Raw genomic sequence first — 24,062 nt, forward strand, 5'->3', positions numbered from 1 at the left:
TCCAGTCGGCCGGGATACGCGTAAACGAAAGTTGGCCTCACCCCACCAGCTCGAACCATTCGTCCTCGGTCATCACCTGCACCCCGAGGGATTGCGCCTTCTCCAGCTTGGAGCCGGCACCGGGGCCCGCCACCAGGAGGTCGGTCTTGGCCGACACCGAGCCGGAGACCTTCGCCCCGAGCCGCTCGGCCATGGCCTTGGCCTCGTCGCGGGTCATCTTCTCCAGCGATCCGGTGAACACCACCGTCTTGCCGGAGACGGGGCTTGCCGCCGCCACCCGCTCCATGGGCTCGGGGTCACCTCCTTCAGCAGCGCCGCCACCACCTCGCGGTTGCGGGGCTCGCCGAAGAACTCGATCACCGCTTCCGCCACCACGTCGCCGATGCCGTCGATGCCGAGCATCTCCTGCCAGGCCTCGTTCCCCTTGGGATGGGCCTCGCCGGGAATCTCCGACGCCAGCGCGCCGGCCTCCAGCGCCTCCACGGTGCCGTAATGGCGCATCAGCCGCTTGGCGTTGGTCTCGCCCACATGGCGGATGCCGAGGGCGAAGACGAAGCGGTCCACCACCACCTTTCGCCGCTCCTCGATGGCGGCGAACAGGTTGGTCGCGGAGGTCTTGCCCCAGCCCTCCCGGTTCTCCAGCCGCTGCAGGTCGCGCCTGTTGCGCTCTTCCAGCGTGAAGATGTCGGCGGGCGACTTGATCAGTCCCCACTCGTAGAAGGCGCGCACCTGCTTCTCGCCCAGCCCCTCGATGTCGAAGGCATTGCGGGAGACGAAGTGGCGCAGGCGCTCCACCATCTGCGCCGGGCAGATGAGCCCGCCGGTGCAGCGGCGCACCGCGTCCACCTTGTCAGTCCTGGTGTCCACCTCGCGCACGGCGTGGGAGCCGCAGGCCGGGCACAAAGTGGGGAATTCATACGGCTTTGAACCGGCCGGCCGCTTCTCCGCGATCACCCGCACGACCTGAGGGATCACGTCGCCGGCGCGCTGCACCACCACCGTGTCGCCGATGCGCACGTCCTTGCGGGCGATCTCGTCCTCGTTGTGCAGGGTGGCGGAAGAGACCACCACGCCGCCCACGGTCACCGGGGTGAGCTTGGCCACCGGCGTGAGCGCGCCGGTGCGGCCGACCTGGATCTCGATGTCCTCCAGCACGGTGGTCGCCTGCTCGGCCGGGAACTTGTGGGCGATGGCCCAGCGCGGCGAGCGCGAGACGAAGCCGAGGCGGCGCTGCAGGTCGAGCCGGTCCACCTTGTAGACCACGCCGTCGATGTCGTAGCCGAGCGTGGCGCGCTGGGCCTCGATGGAGCGGTAGTGGGCGATGAGCTCGGCGGCGCTGGTTGCCCGGATCATCAGCGGGTTGGTGGTGAAGCCCCAGCGCTTGAAGGCCTCGACCACGCCATGCTGGGTTTCTGCCGGCAGGTCCGAGGCCTCGCCCCAGGCATAGGCGAAGAATTTCAAGGGCCGGGCCGCGGTGATGGCGGAATCGAGCTGGCGCAGGGAGCCCGCTGCCGCATTGCGCGGATTGGCGAAGACCTTCTCGTCGGCCGCCGCCTGCCGATCGTTGAGCGCCTCGAAATCGGCCTTGGCCATGTAGACCTCGCCGCGCACGTCGATGAGGGCCGGCACGTCCTCGCCGGAGAGGCGATCGGGGATTTCGGCGATGGTGCGCACGTTGGCGGTCACATCCTCGCCCTGGGTGCCGTCGCCGCGGGTGGCGGCCACGGCGAGCGCGCCACCCTCGTAGCGCAGGGAGCAGGACAGGCCGTCGATCTTGGGCTCGGAGGTGAAGGCCACCTCGTCGTCCGGCCCGAGATTGAGGAAGCGCTTCACCCGCGCCACGAACTCCTCCACCTCCGCGTCGGAGAAGGCGTTGGAGAGGGACAGCATGGGCACGCCATGCACAACCTTGCCGAACTTCTCCGACGGCGCAGCGCCCACCTTCTCGGACAGGCTGTCCTCGCCCCTCAGTCCCGGGAAGCGCGCCTCGATGGCCTCATAGCGCCGGCGCAGGGCATCATATTCGGCGTCGGAGACGACCGGGGCGTCCTCGCGATAGTAGGCGGCGTCGTGGCCGGCGATCTCCTGCGCCAGGGCGGCATGCTCGCTCGCGGCCTCGGCCGGCGAGAGGTCTTCGACAGTCACGGAACGAAAGGGGGCTGCGGGCGCGGTCATGGTGTCCTCTGGCGCCCCTTTTTGGCAAAGCCCGCTGCGGCCGGCAACTCGCCGGCCACAATCGGCGCCGTGCATCCGGAAAAGACCGGGCTGCGCGGATGTCTCGAACTTGTAAGATGTCCAAGCTAGGGCTTCGAATACGATTCTCCGACCAAGGGGGCAAAATGGCCAGGGGTTCAGGATTTTCCCGCAGGATTGCCGCGGCAGCGGCCCTCACCTTCCTTGCCGCTGCGCCGGCGCTGGCCCAGCAGGGGGACGATTCGGCTCAGGATGCGGCCCTTCTGGCGCGCGGCGAATATCTCGCCAAGGCGGCGGACTGCATGCCCTGCCATACCGGCGACAAGGCGAAGCCCTTCGCCGGCGGCCTTGCGCTCAACACGCCGTTCGGCGCCATCTATTCGCCGAACATCACCTCGGACCGCTCCACCGGCATTGGCCTGTGGACCTACGAGCAGTTCGTTAACGCGGTGCGCAACGGCATCCGCAAGGACGGCGCCTATCTCTATCCCGCCATGCCGTTCGACGCCTACACCGAGATTTCCGACGACGACATGAAGGCCCTGTGGGCCTATGTGCGGCGCATCCCGCCCATTCCCAGCACCCCGCCGGCCAACCAGCTGGCCTTCCCGTTCGACATCCGCCTCGGCATGCTGGCGTGGCGCGAGCTGTTCTTCGACCAGGGCCGCTTCACCCCCGCCGCCGGCAAAAGCGCGGAATGGAACCGCGGCGCCTATCTCGTGAACGCGCTCGGCCATTGCTCGGACTGCCACACGCCGCGCAACCTCATGGGCGCCACCAAGGCGAAGGCGCATTTCCTCGGCGCCGACGTGGACGGCTTCTGGGCGCCCGACATCGCCACCGCCGCGCTCAAGAAGGACGGCTGGACGCCGGAGACCCTCTCCACCTTCCTGAAGACCGGCTCGGCGCCGGGCAAGACCTCCGTCTTCGGCCCCATGGCCGAGGTGGTGCACGAATCCCTCGGCTTCCTCACCGAGGCCGACCGGGCCGCCATCGTCACCTACCTGTTCGATTCGCCGCCGCCGAAGGACGTCCCCGCCCCGCAGGCGGCCTCGCCCCTGCCCGCGGCCGTCTATCTGCGCGCCTCGAAGCTCTATGTGGACAATTGCGCCGTGTGCCACCTGGACAAGGGCGCCGGCCGGGGGATTCGATCCCGGCGCTGGCCGGCAATCCGGCGGTGACCGCCTCCGAGCCCTACAACGTGATCATGGCCATCCTCGGCGGCCTGCCACCGGGCGGCACCTATGGCGCCATGCCCTCCTTCGCCGGCCGGCTCGATGACGGGCAGGTGGCGGATCTCGCCAATTACGTGCGCACCTCCTGGGGCAACACCGCCGCGCCGAACGTGACGGCGAGCATGGTCGCCGCCTGGCGCGCCACCGCCCATGTGCCCGACTACGGCACCCAGGCGGCCTCCGCCTTCACCTGCCCGGACGTGGGCGGCGCGCCCGGCTCCGACGGACCGGACGCGAAGGCCGTGGCGGCGCTTTCCGCCATGATGGCCGGTGGCCAGCGCTCCATTCCCATGATGGTGGACGCCTACAACGCCGCGTCCGGCAGTTCCGGTTCGGGCTCCGTGGTGGATGCCCTCACCGCCGCCTATTGCCCGGTGGTGGCCAAGAGCGGCCTTCCCGAATGGCAGAAGTATGCGGAGCTGCGCCGCTTCACGCTCCAGGCGGCGCTCGACGTATCGCGGCGGACTGTCAATGGCCCGGTGGATTCTCAGCCCATCGCCTGGGCTCTGCCGGTGGGCAGCGGCCTGGTGCTGAAGGAGCCCAGAAGCCTCGCCGACAAGCTCGCCTGCCCGGCGGACGACGGCAAGGCGGTGCCGGCGGATCTCTCCGCCGCGGCCACCAAGCTCCTCGGCGCGCCCAAGCCGCCGGTGTCCGGCGATGCGGTCTCCATCCTTGCAACGACGCTCTACCAGCAGAACCCGAAGGCAAGGCCGTCGGACGTGGCCAATGCGCTGATCGCCGCCTATTGCCGGGTGGTGGCCACGCAGAAGACCTCGGTGGCGGAGCAGAACGCCCTGCTCAACGGCTTCGCCGGCCAGGCGGTGCAGACCCTGCAGTTGCTGCCGCCGCGCAAGGTGGTGGTGGAGGCGGCGCCCAAGGCGGCCGCTCCGGCGGCTCCGGCCAAGAAGAAATAGGCGACGGGTCCCGCCGCGGCCCGCATGGGTCGCGATGGCGGCTCTCTTAACCCTGTTTCACATGAAACGGCCGCCCCGGAAGATCGCGGGGCGGCCGTTTTGGCGTGTGCGGCAGGGTATCCGGGTCAGTCGTGCTTGATGTCCTGGAGGCCGTCATGGACCTCGAACACCACATTGCCCTGCCGCCAGGCGAAGGGGGCTTCCGGGTTCTGCACCTTGATCTCGCCCTGCGGGATGAGCTTGTCGCACAGCATCACCAGGATTTCCTCGATGGGAGCGCTGGTGTCATTCTCTTCCGTCATGCGGTCGATGGAGATTTCCGCGCCCTCCACGCCATCCTCCTCAATATGAACGATGAAGATTTCTTCATGGCCGTGAATGCCATGGGCGGTGACGCGGAACGTCTCCCCCTGATACTCGAATTCCCGTACCATTTTTCATTCTCGCAGTTGTTTTCAATCAAACGAATACGCGACGCAACAGCACAAGCGGAGAGGGCCCCGCGCGAAAACGGCGGAATTTAGATGAATGGCTACGGATTGGTCAAGTGCCGAAGGTCGATGCCGAAACTGCCTTAAACTTAGTCATGTGGCCTGTTCTACTTTCCCTTTCCCGCCTGCGCCACCAGCTCCTCCGCCTTGGGCAGGATGCCGGCGACGATGCGCTTGACGCCGTCCGGGTTGGGGTGGAGCCCGTCCGGCAGGTTGAGGGTGCGGTCGCCGGCGATGCCGTCGAGAAAGAACGGATAGAGCAGCACCCCCTCGGTGGTCGCGAGGTCCGGGAAGATGCGGTCGAACGTTTCTTGGTAGGGCCGCCCGAGATTGGGCGCCGCCCGCATGCCGGCCAGCAGCACCGCGATGCCGCGGGCCTTCAGGCGCTGCACGATCTCCGCCAGCGCCCGGCGCGTGGCCGCCGGATCGAGGCCGCGCAGCATGTCGTTGGCGCCGAGTTCCACGATCACCGCATCGGTCCCCTCCGGCACCGACCAGTCGAGCCGGGCGAGCCCCTGCGTCGCGGTCTCGCCGGAGACGCCGGCATTCGCCACCGCCACGTCGAGCCCCTTGGCCCTCAGCGCGACTTCGAGCTGGGCGGGGAAGGCGGCCGCGCGGGGAATGCCGTAACCGGCGGTGAGGCTGTCGCCGAACGCCACCACCCGCACGGTGCGGGCGGTGGCGGCTGACGCGAACGTGAAGCAGAGCATCGCCGCCATCAGCCCCGCCAGCGCCTTAAATGCCGTCTCCCATGGGCGGCGCGCCCCGGCTGGCGGCTTCGCTTTTCCCATTCCCTTGCACACGGCACTTTCAGGCATGGATGATATTTCCTCTCCGCTTCGCACCATCGAACTCTCGCACGTGGATCTGTCCCTCGGCACGGGCGCCGCCCGGGTCCATGTCCTGAAGGACATCTCTGTCGAGATCGGGGCGGGCGACACGGTGGGCCTCGTCGGCCCCTCGGGTTCCGGCAAGTCCACCCTGCTGATGGTGATGGCGGGACTGGAGCGCGTGGACAAGGGGCGCGTGGTGGTGGCCGGAACGGACCTCACCGGCATTTCCGAGGATGGGCTGTCGCGGTTTCGCGGCCGGCACATCGGCATCGTATTCCAGTCCTTCCACCTCATCCCCACCATGACCGCGCTCGAGAACGTGGCCGTGCCCCTGGAGCTTGCCGGCCACCCGGACGCCTTCGCCCGCGCCGCGCGAGAGCTGGAGGCGGTGGGGCTTGCCGGGCGTGCGCAGCACTATCCGGCGCAGCTCTCCGGCGGCGAGCAGCAGCGGGTGGCGGTGGCACGGGCGTTGGCGCCCGAACCGCCCATCCTGGTCGCCGACGAGCCCACCGGCAATCTCGACGAGGCCACCGGCCGGCAGATCATGGACCTCATCTTCGCCGCCCACCGGGCGCGGGGCACCACCCTCGTCCTCGTCACCCATGACGCGACCCTCGCCCGGCGCTGCCGGCGGGTGCTGCGGCTGCGCTCGGGCGTCGTCGAAGCCGATGCCGCCGCCGCGACGTTGGACGCGGAGGCGCTGTGATGGCGCAAGCTCCGGCTACGCCGCGCCTCCCTCTGGGTCTGCGCTTCGCCTTGCGCGAATTGCGCGGCGCACGGCGCGGCTTTGGCATCTTCCTCGGCTGCCTGGTGCTCGGCGTCATGGCCATCGCCGGCATCGGGTCCTTTGCCGGTGCGCTCAGCCGTGGGCTGGAGCGGGAGGGCCGCGCCATCCTCGGCGGCGATGCCGCCTTCACCGTGGTGCAGCGGCAGGCCACGGCCGAGGAACGCGCCCTTCTGGACGCAGGCGGTACCGTTGGCACCGTCGCTCTGCTGCGCGCCATGGCAAGGACCGAAGCGGGGGAAGCCGCCCTCGCCGAGGTGAAGGCGGTGGACGGGGCCTATCCCCTCGTCGGCGCCATGGGCCTCGACCCGCCGCAGCCCCTTCCCGCCGTGCTGTCCGAAGCGAACGGCGTGTTCGGCGCGGCGGCGGATCCGGTGCTGCTCGGCCGCCTCGGTCTCAAGGTGGGTGACCGGCTGCTGTTGGGCGATGCGGCGCTGGAGATCCGCGCGACGCTCGCCAGCGAGCCCGACAAGCTCGCCACCGGCGTCGGCCTCGGCGCCCGGCTCCTCGTTCCGCAGGCGGCGCTCGCCGCCACCGGGCTCATCCAGCCCGGCAGCCTGGTGCGCTGGAGCTACCGGGTGCGGCTCGCCGATCCGTCCCCGGCGGCGCTGGTCGCCTTCATGGACAAGGCCCGCCCGGTCCTCGGCACGGCCGGGTTCGAGATGCGCACCCGCGACGGCGCGACCCCGCAGCTGGCGCGAAACGTGACACGGATCAGCCAGTTCCTGACCCTGGTGGCGCTCACCGCCCTGCTGGTGGGCGGGGTGGGCGTCGCCAATGCGGTCACCGGGCACCTTTCCGCCAAGCGCGAGGTGATCGCCACCCTGAAGGCCCTCGGCGCCACGCGGCGCGACATCTTCCTGATCTACGGCACGCAGATCGGCCTCATCGCGCTGGTGGGCATCGGCATCGGCCTGGCGCTCGGGGCGATGCTCCCGTTCGCCGCGGCGGCGGCCATCGGCGCGCTGGTGCCCTATCCGCTCGATCCGACCCTGGACGTGCCGGCGCTCGCGGCGGCGGCGGTGTACGGGCTCCTGGTGGCGGCTCTGTTCGCCGTCCTGCCCCTCGCCCGGGCCCAGGAGACGCGGGTGTCGGACCTGTTCCGCGAAGCCATCGCGGTCAGCGGGGCGCGCCTGCGCCCGGCCGCGCTCGTCCTCGCGGGCGGGTTCGGCCTGGTGCTCGCCGGCCTGGCGCTGGCCACCTCCGACGACAAGCGCGCGGCCGCCATCTTCATCGTGGCGGCGGCGGCGGTGTTCGTTCTGCTGCGCGGGGTCGGCCTCGGCCTCATGGCCCTGGCCCGCCGCGCGCCCCGCCCGCGCGATGCCATGGCGCGCCTCGCCCTCGGCAATCTCTACCGGCCAGGCGCGCTGACCGCCTCGGTGGTGCTGTCGCTGGGCCTCGGCCTGTCGCTGATGGTGGGCATCGCCCTCATCGATGCGAGCCTCAGCCGCGAGCTCACCGGCCCCATGCGGGAGACGGCGCCGAGCTTCTTCTTCGTTGACGTCCCGAGCGCGGAGGAGGACGCCTTCCGCGCCTTCCTCGCCGAGGCGGCACCCGGCGCGGTGGTCAAGTCCGTGCCCATGCTGCGCGGGCGCATCACCGCCCTCAACGGCGTGCCGGCGGAGGAGGTGAAGCCGCGCGCGGATGCCGCCTGGGTGCTGCAGAGCGACCGTGGCATCTCCAGCGCCGCCGAGGTGCCGGAAGGCTCCCGGCTGGTGCAGGGGGCGTGGTGGGCGCCGGATGCGCGCGAGCCCCTCGTCTCCTTCGACGCGGAGCTCGCCGCCGGGCTCGGCCTGAAGCTCGGCGACACGGTGACGGTCAGCGTGCTCGGCCGCTCCCTCACCGCCCGCATCGCCAACCTGCGGGAGGTGAAGTGGGAGCGGCTGGGAATCAATTTCGTGATGGTGTTCACCCCCGCCGCCTTCGCCGGGGCGCCCTACACCGTGCTCTCCACCCTGACCTTTCCGGACGGCGGCGACACGGCGCGGGAGGTGGCGCTGCTGAAGGCGGCGGCGGCGCGCTTTCCCGGCATCACCACGGTGCGGGTGAAGGAGACCCTGGAAGAGGCGCGGCGCATGCTCGACAACCTCTCCCTCGGCATCCGCGCGGCGAGCCTCGTCACTCTCGTCACATCGGTGCTGGTGCTGGCCGGCGCCCTCGCCGCGGGGCGGGAGGGGCGCATCTATGATGCGGTGATCCTGAAGATGCTGGGGGCGACACGCGGCCGGATCGCCTTCGCCTATGTGCTGGAGTACGGGGCGCTGGGCCTTGCCACCGCCCTGTTCTCGGTCGTGGCCGGCAGCCTCGCCGCCTATGGGGTGGTGACGCTGGTGATGGAAATCCCCTTCACCTTCTCCTCCGTCGCAGCCGCCGGCGCCGTTGCCGGCGCGCTCGTGGTGACCATCGGCTTCGGGCTTCTCGGTACGTTGCGGGCGCTCGGCACGCCGCCCGCCCGCATACTGAGACACCTTTAAACACAGTCGGCTCAGCAACATTTTTTTCTATTCGGCCGTCGCGAATGGTACCAATGGGCGCCTTGATTCTCCCCGCTTCGCAGGGAGACGAGGCGCCCCGAAGTCGCGCCGTCCCCGGCGCGTTTCCCGACAGAAATCGGCCTGCTCCGCGCGGGCCGCCATGGGGAGTTCTTCGACCATGCGCTCACTCCGCCTTCTCGCCCTCGCCTCCGTCATGAGCGTGAGCCTCGCCTGTGGTGTGGCGGTCGCCCAGCCGGCGCCGCCCGCCGGCGCGCCGCAGCCTGCGCCCTACACCGAAGAGGATGCGGCCGCCGTTCTCGACGCGCGCATCGCCGCGCTCAAGACGGTGCTGCGCCTTTCGCCCGAGCAGGAAAAGCTCTGGCCGCCGGTGGAGGCCGCCATCCGTGACGCGGTGAAGGGCGCCGTCGCCCGCCGCGACAAGCGCGCCTCGGCGCCGCCCCCGGCCACGGTGCTCGACGTGCTCGGCCAGGTGGCCGATGCCGAGGAAGCTCGCGGCAAGGCGCTGCGTACCTTCGTGGACGCGGCGAAGCCCTTCGTCGCCTCGCTGACTCCGGCCCAGCGCAACCGCATCCCCACCTTCCTCGGCGTGCATGACCACGGCGAGACGCCGTCGTCCACTGAGCTGTGGATCTTCGAAGAAGAAGAGTGAGAGCGTCCCTCCAGATCGCGAGGCATTCCATGCGCAAGACGATGCTTCTCGCCGCCGGCCTCGGGTTTTTCGCCCTCGGCTCCGGCGCAAACGCCCTCCCGCTGCCGGCGCAGCCGGACGTGGCGACGGTGCAGACGGTGGCCCAGGGCTGCGGCTGGGGCTACCATCGCGGGCCTTGGGGCGGCTGCCGCCCCAACGGCGCGGTTGTCGTGGCTCCGGGTCCCGTGGTCGTGGCGCCGCGCGTCGTGGTGCCGGGTCCCGTGGTCGTCGCCCCGCGCCATTGCTGGTGGCGCAATGGGCCGTACGGGGCGGTGCGGGTCTGCAACTGAGCCGCCCATCCCGGCTTTCTGCTCTGGGCGCTGCCGGCACCGGCCGGGGCACCCCTTTCCGGCGCGGCGGTCTGGCGCGCCGGATCCCCGCGTCTTTTGGCAAGAGCAGGTCGGGAGGTGACCCGACCCGTTCGGGAGACTGACCATGCGCAAGATGATCATGCTCGCCGCCACGCTCGGCTTCGTCGGCCTCGGCACCGGCGCCGCGCTCGCCGTCCCGGCGCCGCAGGTGCCTGCCGACGTCGCGGCGGTGGAAAAGGTGGCCCAGGGTTGCGGCTGGGGCTTCCATCGCGGCCCGTGGGGCGGTTGCCGCCCCAATTACTACCGTTATGGCGGCTGGGGTCCGCGCTATTGCTGGTGGCGCCCCGGCCCATGGGGCCCGATCCGCGTCTGCCGCTGACGGACGCTTCCCGGCTTTCCTCCCGCCGCCCGGTGCGACCATGGCGCCGTGATGGGCGGCTTGATCGCGCCTCCTCGCCGTGCCAGCACGGAAAAAAGCCGAAGAGGGAGCGAGCGTGATGGGCAAGGGGGAGGCGGATCTCGTCATCGGCGAAGGGCGCGCGCTCACCGCGCACGCGCTGCGTGCCACCGTGCTGCGCGAGCTGCACGCCCGTCCCTTCGCGCCGGCGCAGCCGCCGCGGCGCATGCTGCATGCGGCCTTTCTGCTGGATGTCGGAGGCGCGCAGGCCGACCGCGCGGCGGTGGCCGCCTTGTGCACCGCGCGCGGGCTGCCCGCGCCGGCGCCGGGGGCGAAGTACCATCACGTCTCCTTCGGCGGCGCCGAGCTGCGCTGGGAGAGCCACGCCGAATTCTGCACCTATACGTGGGATCTGCCGGCCACCGCGATCGCGCCCGGCGGACTGCCGTTCCAGCCGCCGGCCGTGGTGCTGGCCAGCCCGTTCGGCGAGGTGCCGCAGCCCGGCCCGCTGCTCGTGGCGGTGGACCTTCACCTCGTGCCGGACACCGCCGAGGACTTCTTCCTGGAGCAGGTGTTCGACCGGGCGAGCCTTGCCCGTGCCGACGTGAACGACGGCTTCGCCGAGATCGCCACCGACTTCAAGGCGGATCCTTCCGGTTTCGTGCGCATCCTGGTGCGCGACCGCGGCCTCGGCCCCGATGCCGCCGGCGCGCTGGTGCAGCGCCTGCTGGAGATCGAGACCTACCGCACCTTGTCCCTGCTCGGCCTGCCCGAGGCGCAGCGCCTCGCCCCTGCGGTGGCGCGCATCGAGCAGCGCCTCGCCGGCGCCGCCACCGAGATGACCTCCACCAAGGGGCTTTCCGACAACAATCGGCTGCTCGACGAGCTGGTGGCGCTCGCCGCCGAGCTGGAGGCGGGGGCCACCGCCTCCCTGTTCCGCTTCGGCGCGAGCCGTGCCTACATGGAGATCGTGCGGCTGCGCCTCGCCACCATCCGCGAGATGCCGGTGCCGGGCTTTCCCACCTGGCAGCAATTCCTCGATCGCCGCATGGCGCCCGCCATGCGCACCTGCTTCGCGCTGGAGGAGCGGCAGGAGAAGATCGCCCAGAAGCTGGCCAACGCCGCCGACCTGCTGCGCACCCGCGTGGACGTGGAACTGGAGCAGCAGAACCGCGACCTGCTCACCTCCATGAACGAGCGCACCCGCCTGCAGCTGCGCCTCCAGCGCACGGTGGAGGGCCTGTCTGTGGCGGCCATTTCCTATTATGTGGTGAGCCTCATACACCACCTCGCCCAGGGCCTGCATGAGAGCGGGGTGGATGCGGCGACGCTCGGCGTGCATCTCGACGTGGGACTGGTGACCGCCATTTCCGTTCCCCTCGCCATTCTCGGCGTGTGGTCGGTGGTGCGGCGCATCCGCAGCGCCCACGGCGATTCGGACTGAGCGGCACGCAGGGTCGGGGGAGAGCGCATGGACTACGAGGTCGAATACAACAACCGCGCCCGCGTGCCGGAGCACCCCGCGATCTTCGAGCGCTGGGCCCACGCCTCGGCGGCCTTCAGGGGCGCGGCGGTGGCCGCCGACCTCGGCGTGCCCTACGGGCCAGGGCCGCGCCAGGTGCTGGACATCTTCTGGCCGTCGCCGGACCGGCAGGCGCCGGTGGCCCTCTTCATCCATGGCGGCTACTGGCAGTCCCTGCACCCGCGCGATTTCTCCTTCGCCGCCGCCGGCTGCCTCGCCCACGGGGTGGCGCTGGCGCTGGCGGGCTACGATCTCGCCCCGCACGTGCCGGTGGCCACCATCCTGGCGCAGACCCGCGCCGCGGCCATCACCCTCTACCGCCTGGTGGGGCGTCGCATAGCCGTCAGCGGCCATTCGGCCGGCGGCCACCTCGCCGCGGCGCTCACCGCCACCGCCTGGCGCGAGATCGACGTGGACACCCCGGACGACCTCATCCCGGCGGGCATCGGCCTTTCCGGTGTCTACGAGCTCGAGCCCCTGATCGCGACGCAGATCAACAAGGCGCTGCGGCTCGACCCGGAGGAGGCGCGCCGGCTGTCGCCCGCGCTCTGGACGGTGCCGGCCGGGCGCACGTTCGAGGCCTTCGTGGGCGGGGCGGAAAGCGCCGAATTCCTGCGCCAGTCGCGCGACCTCGCCGTCACCTGGCGCGCCCAGGGCACGCTCACCGCGCATCACGAGGTGCCCGGCGCCAACCACTTCACGGTGGTGGACGGCCTTGCCGACCCCTCGTCCCACATGGTGCGCCGCCTCGCGGAGATGGCGCGCGCCGCCGCCGAGTGAACCTTTGTCCCGGAGCCGCCCCTTTCCCGGAGCCGTCATGCAGCCCATCCAGATCGCCATCGTCCCGGTCACCCCCTTCGCGCAGAACTGCTCCATCCTGTGGTGCACGAAGACCATGAAGGGTGCGGTGATCGATCCCGGCGGCGACCTCGACAAGATCCGCGCCGCCCTCGCCGAGACCGGCATCACGGTGGAGAAGATCCTCCTCACCCACGGCCACGTGGACCACGCGGCCGGCGCCGCCGAGCTCGCCGAAAGCCTGGGCGTGCAGGTCGAGGGTCCCGGCGCGGCCGACCAGTTCATCATGGACGACATTCCCGCCATGGCGGCGAAGTACGGCATCGAGGGGGCCCGCGCGGTGACGCCGGACCGCTACCTTGCCGAGGGCGAGCGCGTGAGCGTGGGCGAGCTTTCGCTCGACGTGCTGCACGTCCCCGGCCACACGCCCGGCCACCTCGTCTTCGTCCATCGTCCCGTCGGCGTCGCCATCGTCGGCGATACCCTGTTCCGGGGGTCGGTGGGGCGTACCGACTTCCCCTATGGTGACTCCGACCTGCTCATCTCGGGCATCGTCGGGAAGCTGCTGCCGCTCGGCGACAACGTGGTGTGCCTGCCCGGTCATGGTCCCGTCACCAGCATCGGCGACGAGAAAGCGAACAATCCATTCCTCACCCGCTGACCCCGCGCCAAGGAGGCCTGAAGCCGTGACCGCCAGCCGGCGCTACGCCGTCTATCTCGCCCCGCCCGCCGAGAGCGCCCTGTGGCGTTTCGGTTCGTCGGTGCTCGGCTACGATGCCGAGACCGGGGCCGAGCCCGCCGCCCCCGACCTGGCCGGGTTCGACGCGGAGACCTGGCGCGACGTGACCGCCGAACCGCGGCGCTACGGCTTCCACGGCACGCTCAAGGCGCCGTTCCGTCTCGCCACGGACCGGGGGGAGCCGGATCTGTCCGCGGCGCTGGCCGCGCTCGCCGCCGAGCATCATCCCTTCGAATTGCCGCCGCTGGCGGTGCGGGCCCTCGGCCCCTTCATCGCCCTCGTGCCGCCGGCGCCCATGCCGACGCTGGCGGAAGTGGCCCGATGCGCCGTGCTGGATCTCGATCCGCTTCGGGCTCCCCTCACCGAGGCGGAGATTGCCAAGCGCCGTCCGGAGCGCCTCACGGCCCGTCAGTGCGAGTATCTTGGTACCTACGGCTATCCCTACGTGCTCGAGGAGTATCGCTTCCACATGACCCTCACCGGTCCCCTGCCGGAGGCCGAGCGCGGCCGTGCCCTCAACGCCCTCGCCGAGGCGTTCGCCGCGAGCGGGGCGGAGGTGCCCGTCACCATCGCCGAGCTCGGCCTCTACGTGCAGGAGCGGCCGGGCACGCGCTTCCGGCTGGTGGAGCGCATCGCGCTGGGTTCGGGCCGGCCATGAAGCTGCTCGGCGAAGCCCCCCTCGTCGATCCCACCGCGCAGGTGAAGGCCTCCACCCTCGGCCGCTATACCGAGGTGGGCGCGCGCACCAAGCTGCTGGAAGTGGAGATGGGCGACTATTCCTACGTGGTGAACGACGCCGACATCGCCTATGCGGGCATCGGCAAGTTCTGTTCCATCGCGGCCATGACCCGGCTCAACCCGGGCAACCATCCGACCTGGCGGGCCTCGCAGGCGCACTTCACCTATCGCGCCTCGGCCTATTTTCCGGGGGAGGAGGACGAGGCGGACTTCTTCCAGTGGCGGCGGGATCAGAGGCTCACCCTCGGCCATGACGTGTGGATCGGCCACGGCGCCGTGGTGCTGGCCGGCCGCAGCGTCGGCACCGGGGCGGTGGTGGCGGCGGGCGCGGTGGTGTCCAAGGACGTGCCGCCCTACGCCATCGTCGCCGGGGTTCCGGCGCGGCTCGTGAAGTGGCGCTTTCCGGAGGCGGTCGCCCTGCGCCTGCAGCGGCTGGCCTGGTGGGACTGGAGCCACGCGGCGCTGCGGGCCGCGCTGCCGGACTTCCGGCGGCTGCCCATCGAGGCGTTCCTGGAGAAGCACGGCGGATAAGGGCGCGGCACCCCCGCTCCCCTTCGCTGGCGAAGGATGCTATCCAGAGAAAATGATGCGCTCTCCGGCGAACAGGGCCAAGGCCGACGACGGCCCCCATATCCATCCCGCCTCGGTGGTTTCCGCCCTCGCGACCCTCGATGCGGAGAAGGCCGGCCTCGCGGCCCTGGCCGAGGCCATGGCCGGGTCGCTCGGCGCCGCCTTCGACGTGGCGGTGGCCACCATCCAGAACTCCCACGGCCGCGTCGTCGTCACCGGCATGGGCAAGAGCGGGCATGTGGCGCGCAAGATCGCCGCGACGCTGGCCTCCACCGGCACCCCGGCCCATTACGTCCACCCGGCCGAGGCCAGCCACGGCGACCTCGGAATGATCACCACGGACGACGTCATCGTCGCCCTGTCCTGGTCCGGCGAGACGGTGGAGCTGCGCGACCTGGTGGAGTATTCGCGCCGCTTCGACGTGCCCCTCATCGCCTTCACCTCCAATGCCGAAAGCGCGCTCGCGTCCTCGGCCAGCGTGGTCCTGACCCTGCCGGTGGCGCAGGAGGCCTGCCCGCATGGCCTGGCCCCCACCACCTCCACGGTGATGCAGCTGGCGCTGGGGGATGCGCTGGCGGTGGCCCTGCTGCAGAGCCGGGGCTTCACCGCGCTGGATTTCCGCCAGCTCCATCCCGGCGGCAAGCTGGGTGCGAGCCTGAAGTTCGTGCGCGACGTGATGCGCCAGGGGGACCGCGTGCCGGTGGTTCCCGCCGGCACGCTCATGGGGCCGGCGCTGGTGGAGATGAGCGCCAAAGGCCTTGGCTGCGTTGGGGTTCTGGACGAAGCCGGGGGGCTGGTGGGCATCGTCACGGACGGGGACCTGCGCCGCCACATGGCCAATGATCTCACCGCCCGCAGGGTGGAGGAGATCATGACCCCGGCGCCCAGGACCGTGCGGCCGGACCAGCTGGCCTCCGAGGCGCTGAACATCCTCAACAGCCGCAAGATCACCGCCCTGCTGGTGGTGGACGGCACCCGGCCGGTGGGCGTGCTGCACATCCACGACCTGCTGCTGACCGGCATCGCCTGAGGAGCCGACACCGGCCCGACAAGCCCCGCGTCGCCCGATGTCAACCGAGCGTCGGCGTCGGCCCGGGCCGGGTGGCGATGAGGTCGCGCAGGGTGAGGATGGTGGAGGCGTCGGCCACGCCGTCCACCTTGGCGGGACGGAAATGGCGCTGGAAGGCGGCCACCACCTGCGCCGTCTCGCCGTCATAGATATCGCTCAGCGCGATGCCGTAGCCGTACAAGGCGAGCATGGCCTTGAGCGCGGCCACCGGCTCGCCCGCGTCCCCGAGCATGAAGAAACGCCCGCCCTGCGCCTGTGATGGCGGTACCAGGTGGCCGATGCCGGCCCGGTGCAGCGCGGCCCAGGGAAAGTTCTCCCCCGGATCGCGCTTGCGGGCCGGCGCCACGTCCGAGTGGGCGAGCACCCGGTCGGCGCGGATGCCATGGCGGGCGACGATATCGGCCGAGAGGGCGATGACGGCCTCGATCTGCGCCGCGGGAAAGCCGGGCAGGCCGAAATCATGGCCGCCGTTCACGATCTCGATGCCGATGGAGCGGGAGTTGGTGTCGGTGATGCCCTCCCAGGAGGAGAGGCCGGCGTGCCAGGCGCGGGCCGTCTCGGCCACCATCTGCACCACGCTTGCGTCCTCGCGCACCACATAGTGGCAGGAGACCTCGGCCTCCGGCTTGCGCAGCAGGTCGATGGCGGCCTCCGCGCTTTCCATGCCGGTATAATGCAGCACCAGCATGTCGACCGGGGCCAGGCGCGGGCCGAAATTGGGCGAGGGGATGAGCTCATCGACGCAGGCGCTGTCCGGGGCGACGAGGGCCAAGGGGGCGCTCATGGCAGGCCCCGCTGGCGGGCGATCCGGTCGTAGGCGGCGTTGAGGGCGGCGACGCGGTCGGTGGCGAGCTTCAGCGCGGCCGGGGGCAGGCCGCGGGCGGCCAGCCGGTCGGGGTGGTGGCTGGAAACCAGCGCCCGCCAGCGGGCCTTCACCTCGGCATCGGTGGCCCCGGGGTCGAGGTCGAGCACCGCATAGGGGTCGCCCGGCCGGCGCACGTGGCGGGCCTCGATGCGCGCGTAGGCGGCGCCCTCGAAGCCGAGGATGCGGCCCACCTCCTCCAGGAAGGCCAGCTCCTTCTCGTGCAGGGCGTGGTCCGCCTTGGCCACGTGGAACAGGGCGTCGAGCAGGTCCTCGCGGGTGTCCGGGTCCTCGGCGAACATCTCCGCCACCTGCCGGGCATAGGACTGGAAGCCGGCGGTGTCCTGCTTGGCGAGGTTGAACAGGCGCGCCACCGCGTCGAGGTCCTCGGCCGGAATGGCGAACACCTCGCGGAAGGCTTCCACCTCCGCCGGCACCACCACGCCATCCGCCTTGGCCATCTTGGCCGAGAGGGCGATGAGCGCCACCGAAAAGGCGGCGGGCCTCGGCGCGGGCGCGAGCAGCAGCCGGTCGAGGGCATGTCCCGCCAGGGCGCCGAGGAGCGCGCCCAGGGGGCCGCCCAGCGCCAGTCCCACGCCCGCCCCGCCGATCAGACCGTAAGCCACCTTTTCCTCCGTTCCTGCCGCGTCGCAGCTAGAGCAGCGGTGCGGCGGGCGCAAGGCGGCGGCCTCAAATCCCCATCAGCCCAGCTCGAACGTGGTGATGCCGAAGATGCGGCCGAGGGGCAGATCGGGGGCGGCGCCGCGATACATGCGCGCGGTCTCGAACACCGGGGAAAGTCCCGCCGCCTTGGCCAGCCTCCGGGCCGCCGCGTTCGGCTCCGGCACGTCGAGGAAGACCGGCGCGCCGGGCACGGTGGCGGCCAGCGTGCGGAACAGGGCGTCGGCCACCGCCGGGTCGTCGGCGAAGAGCGGGCCGATCTTGTGGCCCTCCCGGCAGGCGCGGATGACGCCGAAACCCTTCACGGCCCCGTCCGCGACGAAAGCCATGGCGTGGCCGAAGGGCGGGGCGAGCCATGCGCCCAGGAAGGCGGGGCGGGCGAAGCCGAAGCAGGTCCGGTCCAGCTGCGCCACGGCGTTGAGGTGCGCCACGGCGTGCGCCACGCCGCCGCGCTGCGCCGGTGCGATGGCGACCACGCGGGGATCCGGCATGCCGGCCGGGGCCTTGCCGCCATAGCGGATGTTGCGATGGGCGAGGACGAAGCCCGAGCGGGCGTAGTTCTTCTCCTGCGCCAGCACCCCGTCGAGGCCGAGCGTGCCGCCGATCCTGCCGAGGGTGTCCTGCCACAGGGCGTAGCCGAGGCCGCGGCCCCTGAGGTCCGGCCGGCAGATGTAGAAGCCGATGAAGGTGAAGCCGCCGTCATAGGCGGTGGCGGAAAGGGTGACCGCGAGGGCGCCGTCCACGAACAGGCCGCGGAAGGCGCGCGGGTCCTGGGCGAGGAAGGCGGCGGCATCGGCGCGGCCGGGATTCCAGCCCTCCCGGGCGGCCCATTCCACGGCCTCGTCGGCCTCGCGCGCTGCCAGGGCGCGGATGAGCGGAGCCGTCACCGGATGTCCACCACGCGGTTGGCGGCATCCACCGCGCGCACCCGGCAGCCCGGATGCGCGCGGGCGGTGGAGTGCAGGGCGATGGCGATGTTGGGGGCGAGAGCCTGCACCACCATCGCCGTGGTCCGGTTTCCGGTGCGGTCCTGGTCCTGGATGCTCACCTGGTCCATGGCTCCCTCATGCGAAAAGCCGGCGCGGGAGTTTGGCACGCCGGAGCCGCGTGCCGAAGAGGCAAGCCGTCATGGCCGGCAGGCGCTTCGGCCCCCGGCCGCCCGCGTGCCCCAGACGCATGCAGCGCAGCGGAATGCGAGCCGAGATCCAGCGCAAAAAGTCCGCCGCAGGCGTGCCGTATGACCAGCGCCGCCGGGCATTGCCCGCTGCGCGGGGAGTCCTTGCGCTGGATCCCGGCTCTCCTTCCGCTTCGCTCCAGTCGGCCGGGAAGCCAAGGCGGGCGGTGAGGCGTGGTGGGTGGGCGGGGACAGGCACCGGTGTTTCGGCCCCCCGGCCGCCCGCGTGCCCCGGACGCATGCAGCGCAGCGGAATGCGAGCCGGGGCCCAGCGCAAGAGTCCGCCGCAGGCGCGGCCCTGTGACTGCCGGTATCGGGATTGCCCGCTGCGCGGTGAGTGCTTCCGCGGCGCTTCAGTCGGCCGGGAAGCCAAGGCGGATGCCGGGCGTCAGTTGCCGGCGGCCTCGGCCACCGTTTCGAGGAAGCCGGCCAGGTCCTCGGTCACATGGTCCACATAGGCATCCTCGCGGCCCTCGAACTCCCAGCTCTCGCGCGCCGCCACGGTCTGGCCGGGGGGTACCACCAGCACCGTGAGCATGCCGAGCCGGTGCGGCACCTCGAGGTTGCGGGCGAGGTCCTCGAACATGGCGGAGCGCGCCGGGTCCACCCCATGGGCGGACAGGAAGCGCGTGTAGGCCTCCTCGGTGGGCTTGGGATGGAATTCGGCGGCGACGATGTCGTGCACCGCGGCGAAATGGGCGTCCATGCCGAGCTTGCCCAGCACGTTGCGGGCGTGGCGCTCGGAGCCGTTGGTGTAGACGAGCTTCTGGCCCGGCAGCGCTTCGATGGCGGCGGCAAGCCGTGGCGCGGCGTCGAGGCCGGTGAGGTCCACGTCATGCACGTGGGCAAGGAAGGCCGCCGGCTCCACCTTGTGCTCGATCATCAGCCCGCGCAGGGAGGTGCCGTAGCGACGGTAATAGTCCTTCTGGATGCGGAACGCCTCCTCGGGCGCGATGCCGAGCAGGTCGGAGATGTACGCCTTCATGCGGGCGTCGATCTGGCCCCAGAGGTCGTGGTGGGCGGGGTAGAGGGTGTTGTCGAGGTCGAACACCCAGGTGTGGACGCGCCTGAAGGTGTCCCCGGAGGCGGATGGGGAGAGGCTGGGAGGAAGGCTGGGAGGAAGGCTCATGGACCGCCAGAAATGAAGGCGGCGGGCGGGGGCGCCCGCCTGGGGCCGCAGGATGCCTCAGAAGGGACCGCGGGAATAGATGTCGTCCATGGCCTTTTCGAGCTGCCCGATGCGGGTGCCGTAGGCCCTGGCGAGGCACGAGGTGTCGCCCTTGCAGGCGGCGCGCTGGTGCAGCCAGGCCCGCTGCTCGTCCTGGATCATGCCGCGCTGGCCCATACCCACCAGCTTGGTGATGACGCCGTACAGCGTCGCCAGCTTCACGTCCTGCTGGGCGAGATCGCAATTGGCACAGACGGCCGCCTCGTCGGGGGCCTGGGCGCCGGTGCAGTCGAAGCTGGCGGCGCGCGCCGGGCCGGCGGCGAGGCCGAGGGCGCCAGATGTGAGGGCGCCAAATGCGACTGCGCAAAGCGCGGCGGCCATGGGAAGGGCGTTTCGCGGACGGGTCATGGGGATCTCCTCGGCTCGCAATGGCGACCGCTTTCAGGCCAGGGTGACCGTGTCCCCGACGCGGACGCGCCCGGACTGGAGCACCTTGGCGTAGACACCGCAATCCGCATGGCCATAGGCCGCCACCAGCCCTTTGACCACGTTGAGGTCGCGGGCGGCGGTGGCGGGGTTCACGTTCACCGCGGCGCAGCGCTCGGTGCGGGTGAGGATAGCGATCTGCGCCGCGCCGATCTCCACGCGCCGGCCGGCGAGGTCGAGCTCGGCGCCGGCGGGCCAGCCCTCCAGGTGCAGGTTCATGCGGAAGCGCAGCGGGTCGAGCTCGGCGCCCATGCGGGAAGAAAGGTCGCGCACGCTGTCGAGGTTGAGCAGGGACAGGAAGCCCGAGCGCAGGGAATCGGTGAAGCGGAAGCCCTCCGGCGCGGCGAGCAGCCGGAGCGGTCCGCGCGCCTCCTCGCCCATGTAGAAGGTGAGGAAGCCTTCCAGCTCCGCCCGGCCGTCCGGCGCGGAGAGGTCGGCCCGCAGCACCTCGTGGCCGTCGAGATGAAGGGTGAGCGTCGCCGTCGCCGCGTCGTAGCGGGAGGCGAGGCCGGCGAGGCGGGCGTCCCGCATCAGCATGAGGAAGGCGGTCTTCTGCCGGTGGGCGGGGGCGGCGGGATCGAAGCCGCTGGGGCCGTTCTCCACCGCATAGAGCCGATCGTTGGGGAAGAAGGCGCCGGCCTCGAGGTCCACCGCGTCCAAAGGCTCGGGGGACAGGCCCTTCACCGGATGGCGGAAGAGGGCGGCGATCCGGGCGGGCGGCAGCGGGGCGGAAGCGGGCAACGGGGCCTCCTCGTCGTCGGCGGTTGCGCAGGCCTCCCATCCGGTGATGGCGCGGTCAAGGCGGGAAGCCGATCTCGATCAATGCCGCACGGCCGGGGGTGGGCCAAGCTGCGGCGCGAGCGGTGTGACGGCGGTATCAAGGGAGGGCGGGCCCATGCCGGGCAAATTCCACGCCGGACCCCTTCCGTTGCCGGCGGGCCACACCCACATGAGCCACGGCGCAGGTGTGTTCTGCCTGCGCGGCGGTAGCCGGGGATGCCGGGACCGTGTCCCACCGTGCCCCCTATGCTTCCATCGAAGGTCGCGGGCGCGAGAAGGAGGAAAGACATGAATTTTGAGATCTACACCGAGCGCGCGCGCGGCTTCGTCCAGTCGGCCCAGTCGCTGGCGGTTCGGGAGGGCAACCAGCAGTTCACGCCGGAGCACCTCCTGAAGGTGCTCATGGACGACCCCGAAGGCCTGTGCTCGGGCCTGATCCAGCGCGCGGGCGGCAATCCCACGCTGGTGCGGGCCGAGGTCGAGGCGGCGCTGAAGAAGCTGCCGAAGGTCGAGGGCGGCTCCGGCCAGGTGTATCTGAGCACGCAGCTCGCGCGCGTGTTCGAGACCGCCGAGCAGGCGGCCAAGAAGGCGGGCGACGGCTACGTCACCGTCGAGCGGATGCTGCTTGCCCTCGTCATCGAGAAGGACAGCGACGCGGGGCGCATCCTGTCCAAGGCCGGCGTCAATCCGCAGACCCTGAACGCGGCCATCGAGGCCCTGCGCAAGGGCCGCACCGCCGACAGCGCCACCGCCGAGAACGCCTACGACGCCCTGAAGAAATACGCCCGCGACCTCACCCAGGCGGTGCGCGACGGCAAGCTCGACCCGGTCATCGGCCGCGACGAGGAGATCCGCCGCACCATCCAGGTGCTGGCGCGCCGCACCAAGAACAATCCCGTGCTCATCGGCGAGCCCGGCGTCGGCAAGACCGCCATCGTGGAGGGCCTCGCCCGCCGCATCGTCGATGGCGACGTGCCGGAGAGCCTGAAGGGCAAGAGCCTGCTCGCCCTCGACATGGGCTCCCTCATCGCCGGCGCGAAGTATCGCGGCGAGTTCGAGGAGCGCCTGAAGAGCGTGCTCTCCGAGGTGGAGGGCGCGGAAGGCGGCATCATCCTGTTCATCGACGAGATGCACACCCTGGTGGGCGCCGGCAAGACCGACGGCGCCATGGATGCCTCCAACCTGCTGAAGCCCGCCCTTGCGCGCGGCGAGCTGCACTGCGTCGGCGCCACCACGCTGGATGAGTACCGCAAGCACGTGGAGAAGGACGCGGCGCTGGCCCGTCGTTTCCAGCCCGTCTTCGTCTCCGAGCCCACGGTGGAGGATACCGTCTCCATCCTGCGCGGGCTGAAGGAGAAGTACGAGCTGCACCACGGCGTGCGCATCACCGACTCGGCGCTGGTCTCGGCGGCGGTGCTGTCCAACCGCTACATCACCGACCGGTTCCTGCCGGACAAGGCCATCGACCTGATGGACGAGGCGGCCTCGCGCCTGCGCATGCAGGTGGATTCCAAGCCCGAGGAGCTGGACAGCCTCGACCGCGAGATCATGCGCCGCAAGATCGAGCAGGAGGCGCTGAAGAAGGAGACCGACGTCGCCTCCCGCGACCGCCTGAAGCGGTCCGAGAAGGAGCTGGCGGACCTGGAGGAGAAGGCCTCCGCCCTCACCTCCAAGTGGAAGGCGGAGAAGGAGAAGCTGGGCGAGGCCACCACGGTCAAGGCCAAGCTCGACCAGGCGCGGGCGGACCTGGCCTCGGCGCAGCGGCAGGGCGAGTACCAGAAGGCCGGCGAGCTCACCTATGCGGTGATCCCGGAGCTGGAGAAGAAGCTCGCCGAGATGGAGAAGGCGGGCGCGGCCGGCGGCATGGTGGAGGAGGCGGTGACGCCGAGCCACATCGCCGGCGTGGTCTCCCGCTGGACCGGCGTGCCGGTGGACAAGATGCTGGAAGGCGAGCGCGAGAAGCTGCTGCGCATGGAGCTGGAGCTGGCCAAGCGCGTGGTGGGCCAGTCGGAGGCGGTGGCCGCCGTCTCCACCGCCGTGCGCCGGGCGCGTGCCGGCCTGCAGGACCCGAACCGGCCCATCGGCTCGTTTTTGTTCCTCGGCCCCACGGGCGTGGGCAAGACCGAGCTGACCAAGGCGCTGGCCGAGTTCCTGTTCGACGACGAGACCGCCATGGTGCGCATCGACATGTCGGAATACATGGAGAAGCATTCCGTGAGCCGCCTCATCGGCGCGCCTCCCGGCTATGTGGGCTATGACGAGGGCGGCGCCCTCACGGAAGCCGTGCGGCGCCGGCCCTACCAGGTGGTGCTGTTCGACGAGGTGGAGAAGGCCCATCCGGATGTCTTCAACGTGCTGCTGCAGGTGCTCGACGACGGGCGCCTGACGGACGGGCAGGGGCGCACGGTGGACTTCCGCAACGTGCTCATCGTCATGACCTCCAACCTCGGCGCCGAGTACCTGTCGGACCCCCGCCATCCCATCGGCTTCAAGGTGCCCGGCCACGAAGGCGACCAGGTGGTGTCCGACGAGGAGGCCTACGACATGGTGATGGGCGCGGTGCGGCGTCACTTCCGCCCCGAATTCATCAACCGCATCGACGAGATCGTCATGTTCCACCGCCTGAAGCGGGAGCAGATGGACACCATCGTCGACATCCAGCTCGGCCGGCTGCGCAAGCTCCTGGAGGATCGCAAGATCACCATCGAGCTTTCCCCCGAGGCGCGGCACTTCCTCGGCGACAAGGGCTACGACCCGGCCTATGGCGCGCGCCCGCTGAAGCGCACCATCCAGAAGCTGGTGCAGGACCCGCTGGCCGAGAAGATCCTCGCCGGCGACATCGCCGATGGCGCCAAGGTGCAGGTGGGGCTCGCGGATGGCCGGCTGGTCTTCCACAGCGAGGCGGCCCCGGTGGAACAGGCGGCCTGAGGGGGCTAGCTGGCTCTGAGGCTTGAGGAATGGCCCCCGGCGGTTGCGCCCGCCGGGGGCTTTTTTGTTTTGGGGGCAGTGGCTGGTGCGTCCTGCTGATCAGGCTGCGTCTGGTTTCGTCAAATACAGACATCAGCATCCATACTGTTAGCAGACATTCCGGGGCCTTAGCGTCACAACAAAACTAAGTTTATATAGATCTCGCG

The 24,062-nt window shown here is 70.7% G+C and carries 23 protein-coding genes and 1 pseudogene; 14 read left to right on the top strand and 10 right to left on the bottom strand.

From position 1 onward, the window contains the following. Positions 1-37: 37 nt before the first annotated feature. A pseudogene (gene ligA / locus EZH22_RS07975) lies at positions 38-2,175 on the bottom strand (NAD-dependent DNA ligase LigA). A 164-nt stretch (positions 2,176-2,339) separates the two neighbouring features. Here ligA and EZH22_RS31675 point away from each other — a divergent pair. Further along, entirely contained in the window at positions 2,340-3,374 is a 1,035-nt protein-coding gene (locus EZH22_RS31675) for a c-type cytochrome (RefSeq protein WP_231711369.1), read from the top strand. Further along, positions 3,371-4,342, top strand: coding sequence for a c-type cytochrome (locus EZH22_RS31680; RefSeq protein WP_231711370.1), 972 nt, complete (start codon positions 3,371-3,373; stop codon positions 4,340-4,342). The genes EZH22_RS31675 and EZH22_RS31680 overlap by 4 nt, the downstream gene beginning before the upstream one ends. A gap of 125 nt (positions 4,343-4,467) precedes the next feature. On the opposite strand, the gene EZH22_RS07985 is transcribed toward EZH22_RS31680, so the two are convergent. Beyond that, positions 4,468-4,776, bottom strand: a complete 309-nt coding sequence (locus EZH22_RS07985; protein WP_203195146.1) for a hypothetical protein — start codon at positions 4,774-4,776, stop codon at positions 4,468-4,470. Between the two features lie 164 nt (positions 4,777-4,940). Continuing rightward, on the bottom strand, positions 4,941-5,552 hold the full coding sequence (locus tag EZH22_RS07990) for an arylesterase (protein ID WP_203196449.1): 612 nt from the start codon (positions 5,550-5,552) through the stop codon (positions 4,941-4,943). Positions 5,553-5,649: 97 nt separating this feature from the next. On the opposite strand from EZH22_RS07990, the gene EZH22_RS07995 reads away from it, so the two are divergent. The 11 genes from EZH22_RS07995 to EZH22_RS08045 all read left to right on the top strand — a co-directional run bounded on the left by EZH22_RS07995 (position 5,650) and on the right by EZH22_RS08045 (position 15,738). Next, on the top strand, positions 5,650-6,372 hold the full coding sequence (locus EZH22_RS07995) for an ABC transporter ATP-binding protein (protein WP_203195147.1): 723 nt from the start codon (positions 5,650-5,652) through the stop codon (positions 6,370-6,372). Further along, positions 6,372-8,924: an ABC transporter permease gene (locus EZH22_RS08000; protein WP_203195148.1), complete on the top strand. Its 2,553-nt coding sequence runs from the start codon at positions 6,372-6,374 to the stop codon at positions 8,922-8,924. Before EZH22_RS07995 ends, EZH22_RS08000 begins: the two co-directional genes overlap by 1 nt. 178 nt (positions 8,925-9,102) lie before the next feature. Then, the gene (locus tag EZH22_RS08005; RefSeq protein WP_203195149.1) at positions 9,103-9,594 is read left to right on the top strand and encodes a Spy/CpxP family protein refolding chaperone; all 492 of its coding nucleotides are present in this window, start codon (positions 9,103-9,105) and stop codon (positions 9,592-9,594) included. Positions 9,595-9,623: 29 nt separating this feature from the next. Further along, positions 9,624-9,923, top strand: coding sequence for a GCG_CRPN prefix-to-repeats domain-containing protein (locus EZH22_RS08010; protein WP_203195150.1), 300 nt, complete (start codon positions 9,624-9,626; stop codon positions 9,921-9,923). 145 nt (positions 9,924-10,068) lie between these two features. After that, the gene (locus EZH22_RS08015; protein ID WP_203195151.1) at positions 10,069-10,323 is read left to right on the top strand and encodes a GCG_CRPN prefix-to-repeats domain-containing protein; all 255 of its coding nucleotides are present in this window, start codon (positions 10,069-10,071) and stop codon (positions 10,321-10,323) included. A 118-nt stretch (positions 10,324-10,441) separates the two neighbouring features. Continuing rightward, positions 10,442-11,785, top strand: a complete 1,344-nt coding sequence (locus tag EZH22_RS08020; protein ID WP_203195152.1) for a DUF3422 family protein — start codon at positions 10,442-10,444, stop codon at positions 11,783-11,785. Positions 11,786-11,812: 27 nt separating this feature from the next. Further along, complete coding sequence (locus EZH22_RS08025; RefSeq protein ID WP_203195153.1) at positions 11,813-12,643, top strand: alpha/beta hydrolase; 831 nt, start codon at positions 11,813-11,815, stop codon at positions 12,641-12,643. Positions 12,644-12,680: 37 nt separating this feature from the next. After that, on the top strand, positions 12,681-13,322 hold the full coding sequence (locus EZH22_RS08030) for an MBL fold metallo-hydrolase (protein WP_269902910.1): 642 nt from the start codon (positions 12,681-12,683) through the stop codon (positions 13,320-13,322). Positions 13,323-13,347: 25 nt separating this feature from the next. Then, positions 13,348-14,058 (top strand): DUF1045 domain-containing protein, encoded by a 711-nt coding sequence (locus tag EZH22_RS08035; RefSeq protein WP_231711371.1) that lies wholly within the window; start codon positions 13,348-13,350, stop codon positions 14,056-14,058. Beyond that, complete coding sequence (locus tag EZH22_RS08040; protein WP_203195155.1) at positions 14,055-14,669, top strand: LbetaH domain-containing protein; 615 nt, start codon at positions 14,055-14,057, stop codon at positions 14,667-14,669. Before EZH22_RS08035 ends, EZH22_RS08040 begins: the two co-directional genes overlap by 4 nt. A 55-nt stretch (positions 14,670-14,724) precedes the next feature. Next, positions 14,725-15,738: a KpsF/GutQ family sugar-phosphate isomerase gene (locus tag EZH22_RS08045; RefSeq protein WP_408647726.1), complete on the top strand. Its 1,014-nt coding sequence runs from the start codon at positions 14,725-14,727 to the stop codon at positions 15,736-15,738. A gap of 40 nt (positions 15,739-15,778) precedes the next feature. Here EZH22_RS08045 and EZH22_RS08050 read toward each other — a convergent pair whose 3' ends face one another. The 7 genes from EZH22_RS08050 to EZH22_RS08080 all read right to left on the bottom strand — a co-directional run bounded on the left by EZH22_RS08050 (position 15,779) and on the right by EZH22_RS08080 (position 20,889). Beyond that, entirely contained in the window at positions 15,779-16,561 is a 783-nt protein-coding gene (locus EZH22_RS08050; protein WP_203195157.1) for an N-acetylmuramoyl-L-alanine amidase, read from the bottom strand. Further along, positions 16,558-17,265, bottom strand: a complete 708-nt coding sequence (locus EZH22_RS08055; protein ID WP_203195158.1) for a molecular chaperone DjiA — start codon at positions 17,263-17,265, stop codon at positions 16,558-16,560. The genes EZH22_RS08050 and EZH22_RS08055 overlap by 4 nt, the downstream gene beginning before the upstream one ends. A 75-nt stretch (positions 17,266-17,340) precedes the next feature. Beyond that, positions 17,341-18,207, bottom strand: a complete 867-nt coding sequence (locus EZH22_RS08060; protein ID WP_203195159.1) for a GNAT family N-acetyltransferase — start codon at positions 18,205-18,207, stop codon at positions 17,341-17,343. Next, the gene (locus EZH22_RS08065) at positions 18,204-18,377 is read right to left on the bottom strand and encodes a hypothetical protein (RefSeq protein ID WP_203195160.1); all 174 of its coding nucleotides are present in this window, start codon (positions 18,375-18,377) and stop codon (positions 18,204-18,206) included. Before EZH22_RS08065 ends, EZH22_RS08060 begins: the two co-directional genes overlap by 4 nt. A gap of 505 nt (positions 18,378-18,882) precedes the next feature. Beyond that, on the bottom strand, positions 18,883-19,623 hold the full coding sequence (locus tag EZH22_RS08070; protein ID WP_203195161.1) for a pyrimidine 5'-nucleotidase: 741 nt from the start codon (positions 19,621-19,623) through the stop codon (positions 18,883-18,885). A 57-nt stretch (positions 19,624-19,680) separates the two neighbouring features. After that, positions 19,681-20,070, bottom strand: a complete 390-nt coding sequence (locus tag EZH22_RS08075; protein ID WP_203195162.1) for a lysozyme inhibitor LprI family protein — start codon at positions 20,068-20,070, stop codon at positions 19,681-19,683. 33 nt (positions 20,071-20,103) lie between these two features. Continuing rightward, the gene (locus EZH22_RS08080; protein ID WP_203195163.1) at positions 20,104-20,889 is read right to left on the bottom strand and encodes an MOSC domain-containing protein; all 786 of its coding nucleotides are present in this window, start codon (positions 20,887-20,889) and stop codon (positions 20,104-20,106) included. A gap of 327 nt (positions 20,890-21,216) precedes the next feature. On the opposite strand from EZH22_RS08080, the gene clpB reads away from it, so the two are divergent. After that, on the top strand, positions 21,217-23,856 hold the full coding sequence (clpB, locus tag EZH22_RS08085; protein WP_203195164.1) for an ATP-dependent chaperone ClpB: 2,640 nt from the start codon (positions 21,217-21,219) through the stop codon (positions 23,854-23,856). Positions 23,857-24,062 lie beyond the last annotated feature (206 nt).

The organism is Xanthobacter dioxanivorans, from assembly GCF_016807805.1.
Taxonomy (GTDB): Bacteria; Pseudomonadota; Alphaproteobacteria; order Rhizobiales; family Xanthobacteraceae; genus Xanthobacter; species Xanthobacter dioxanivorans.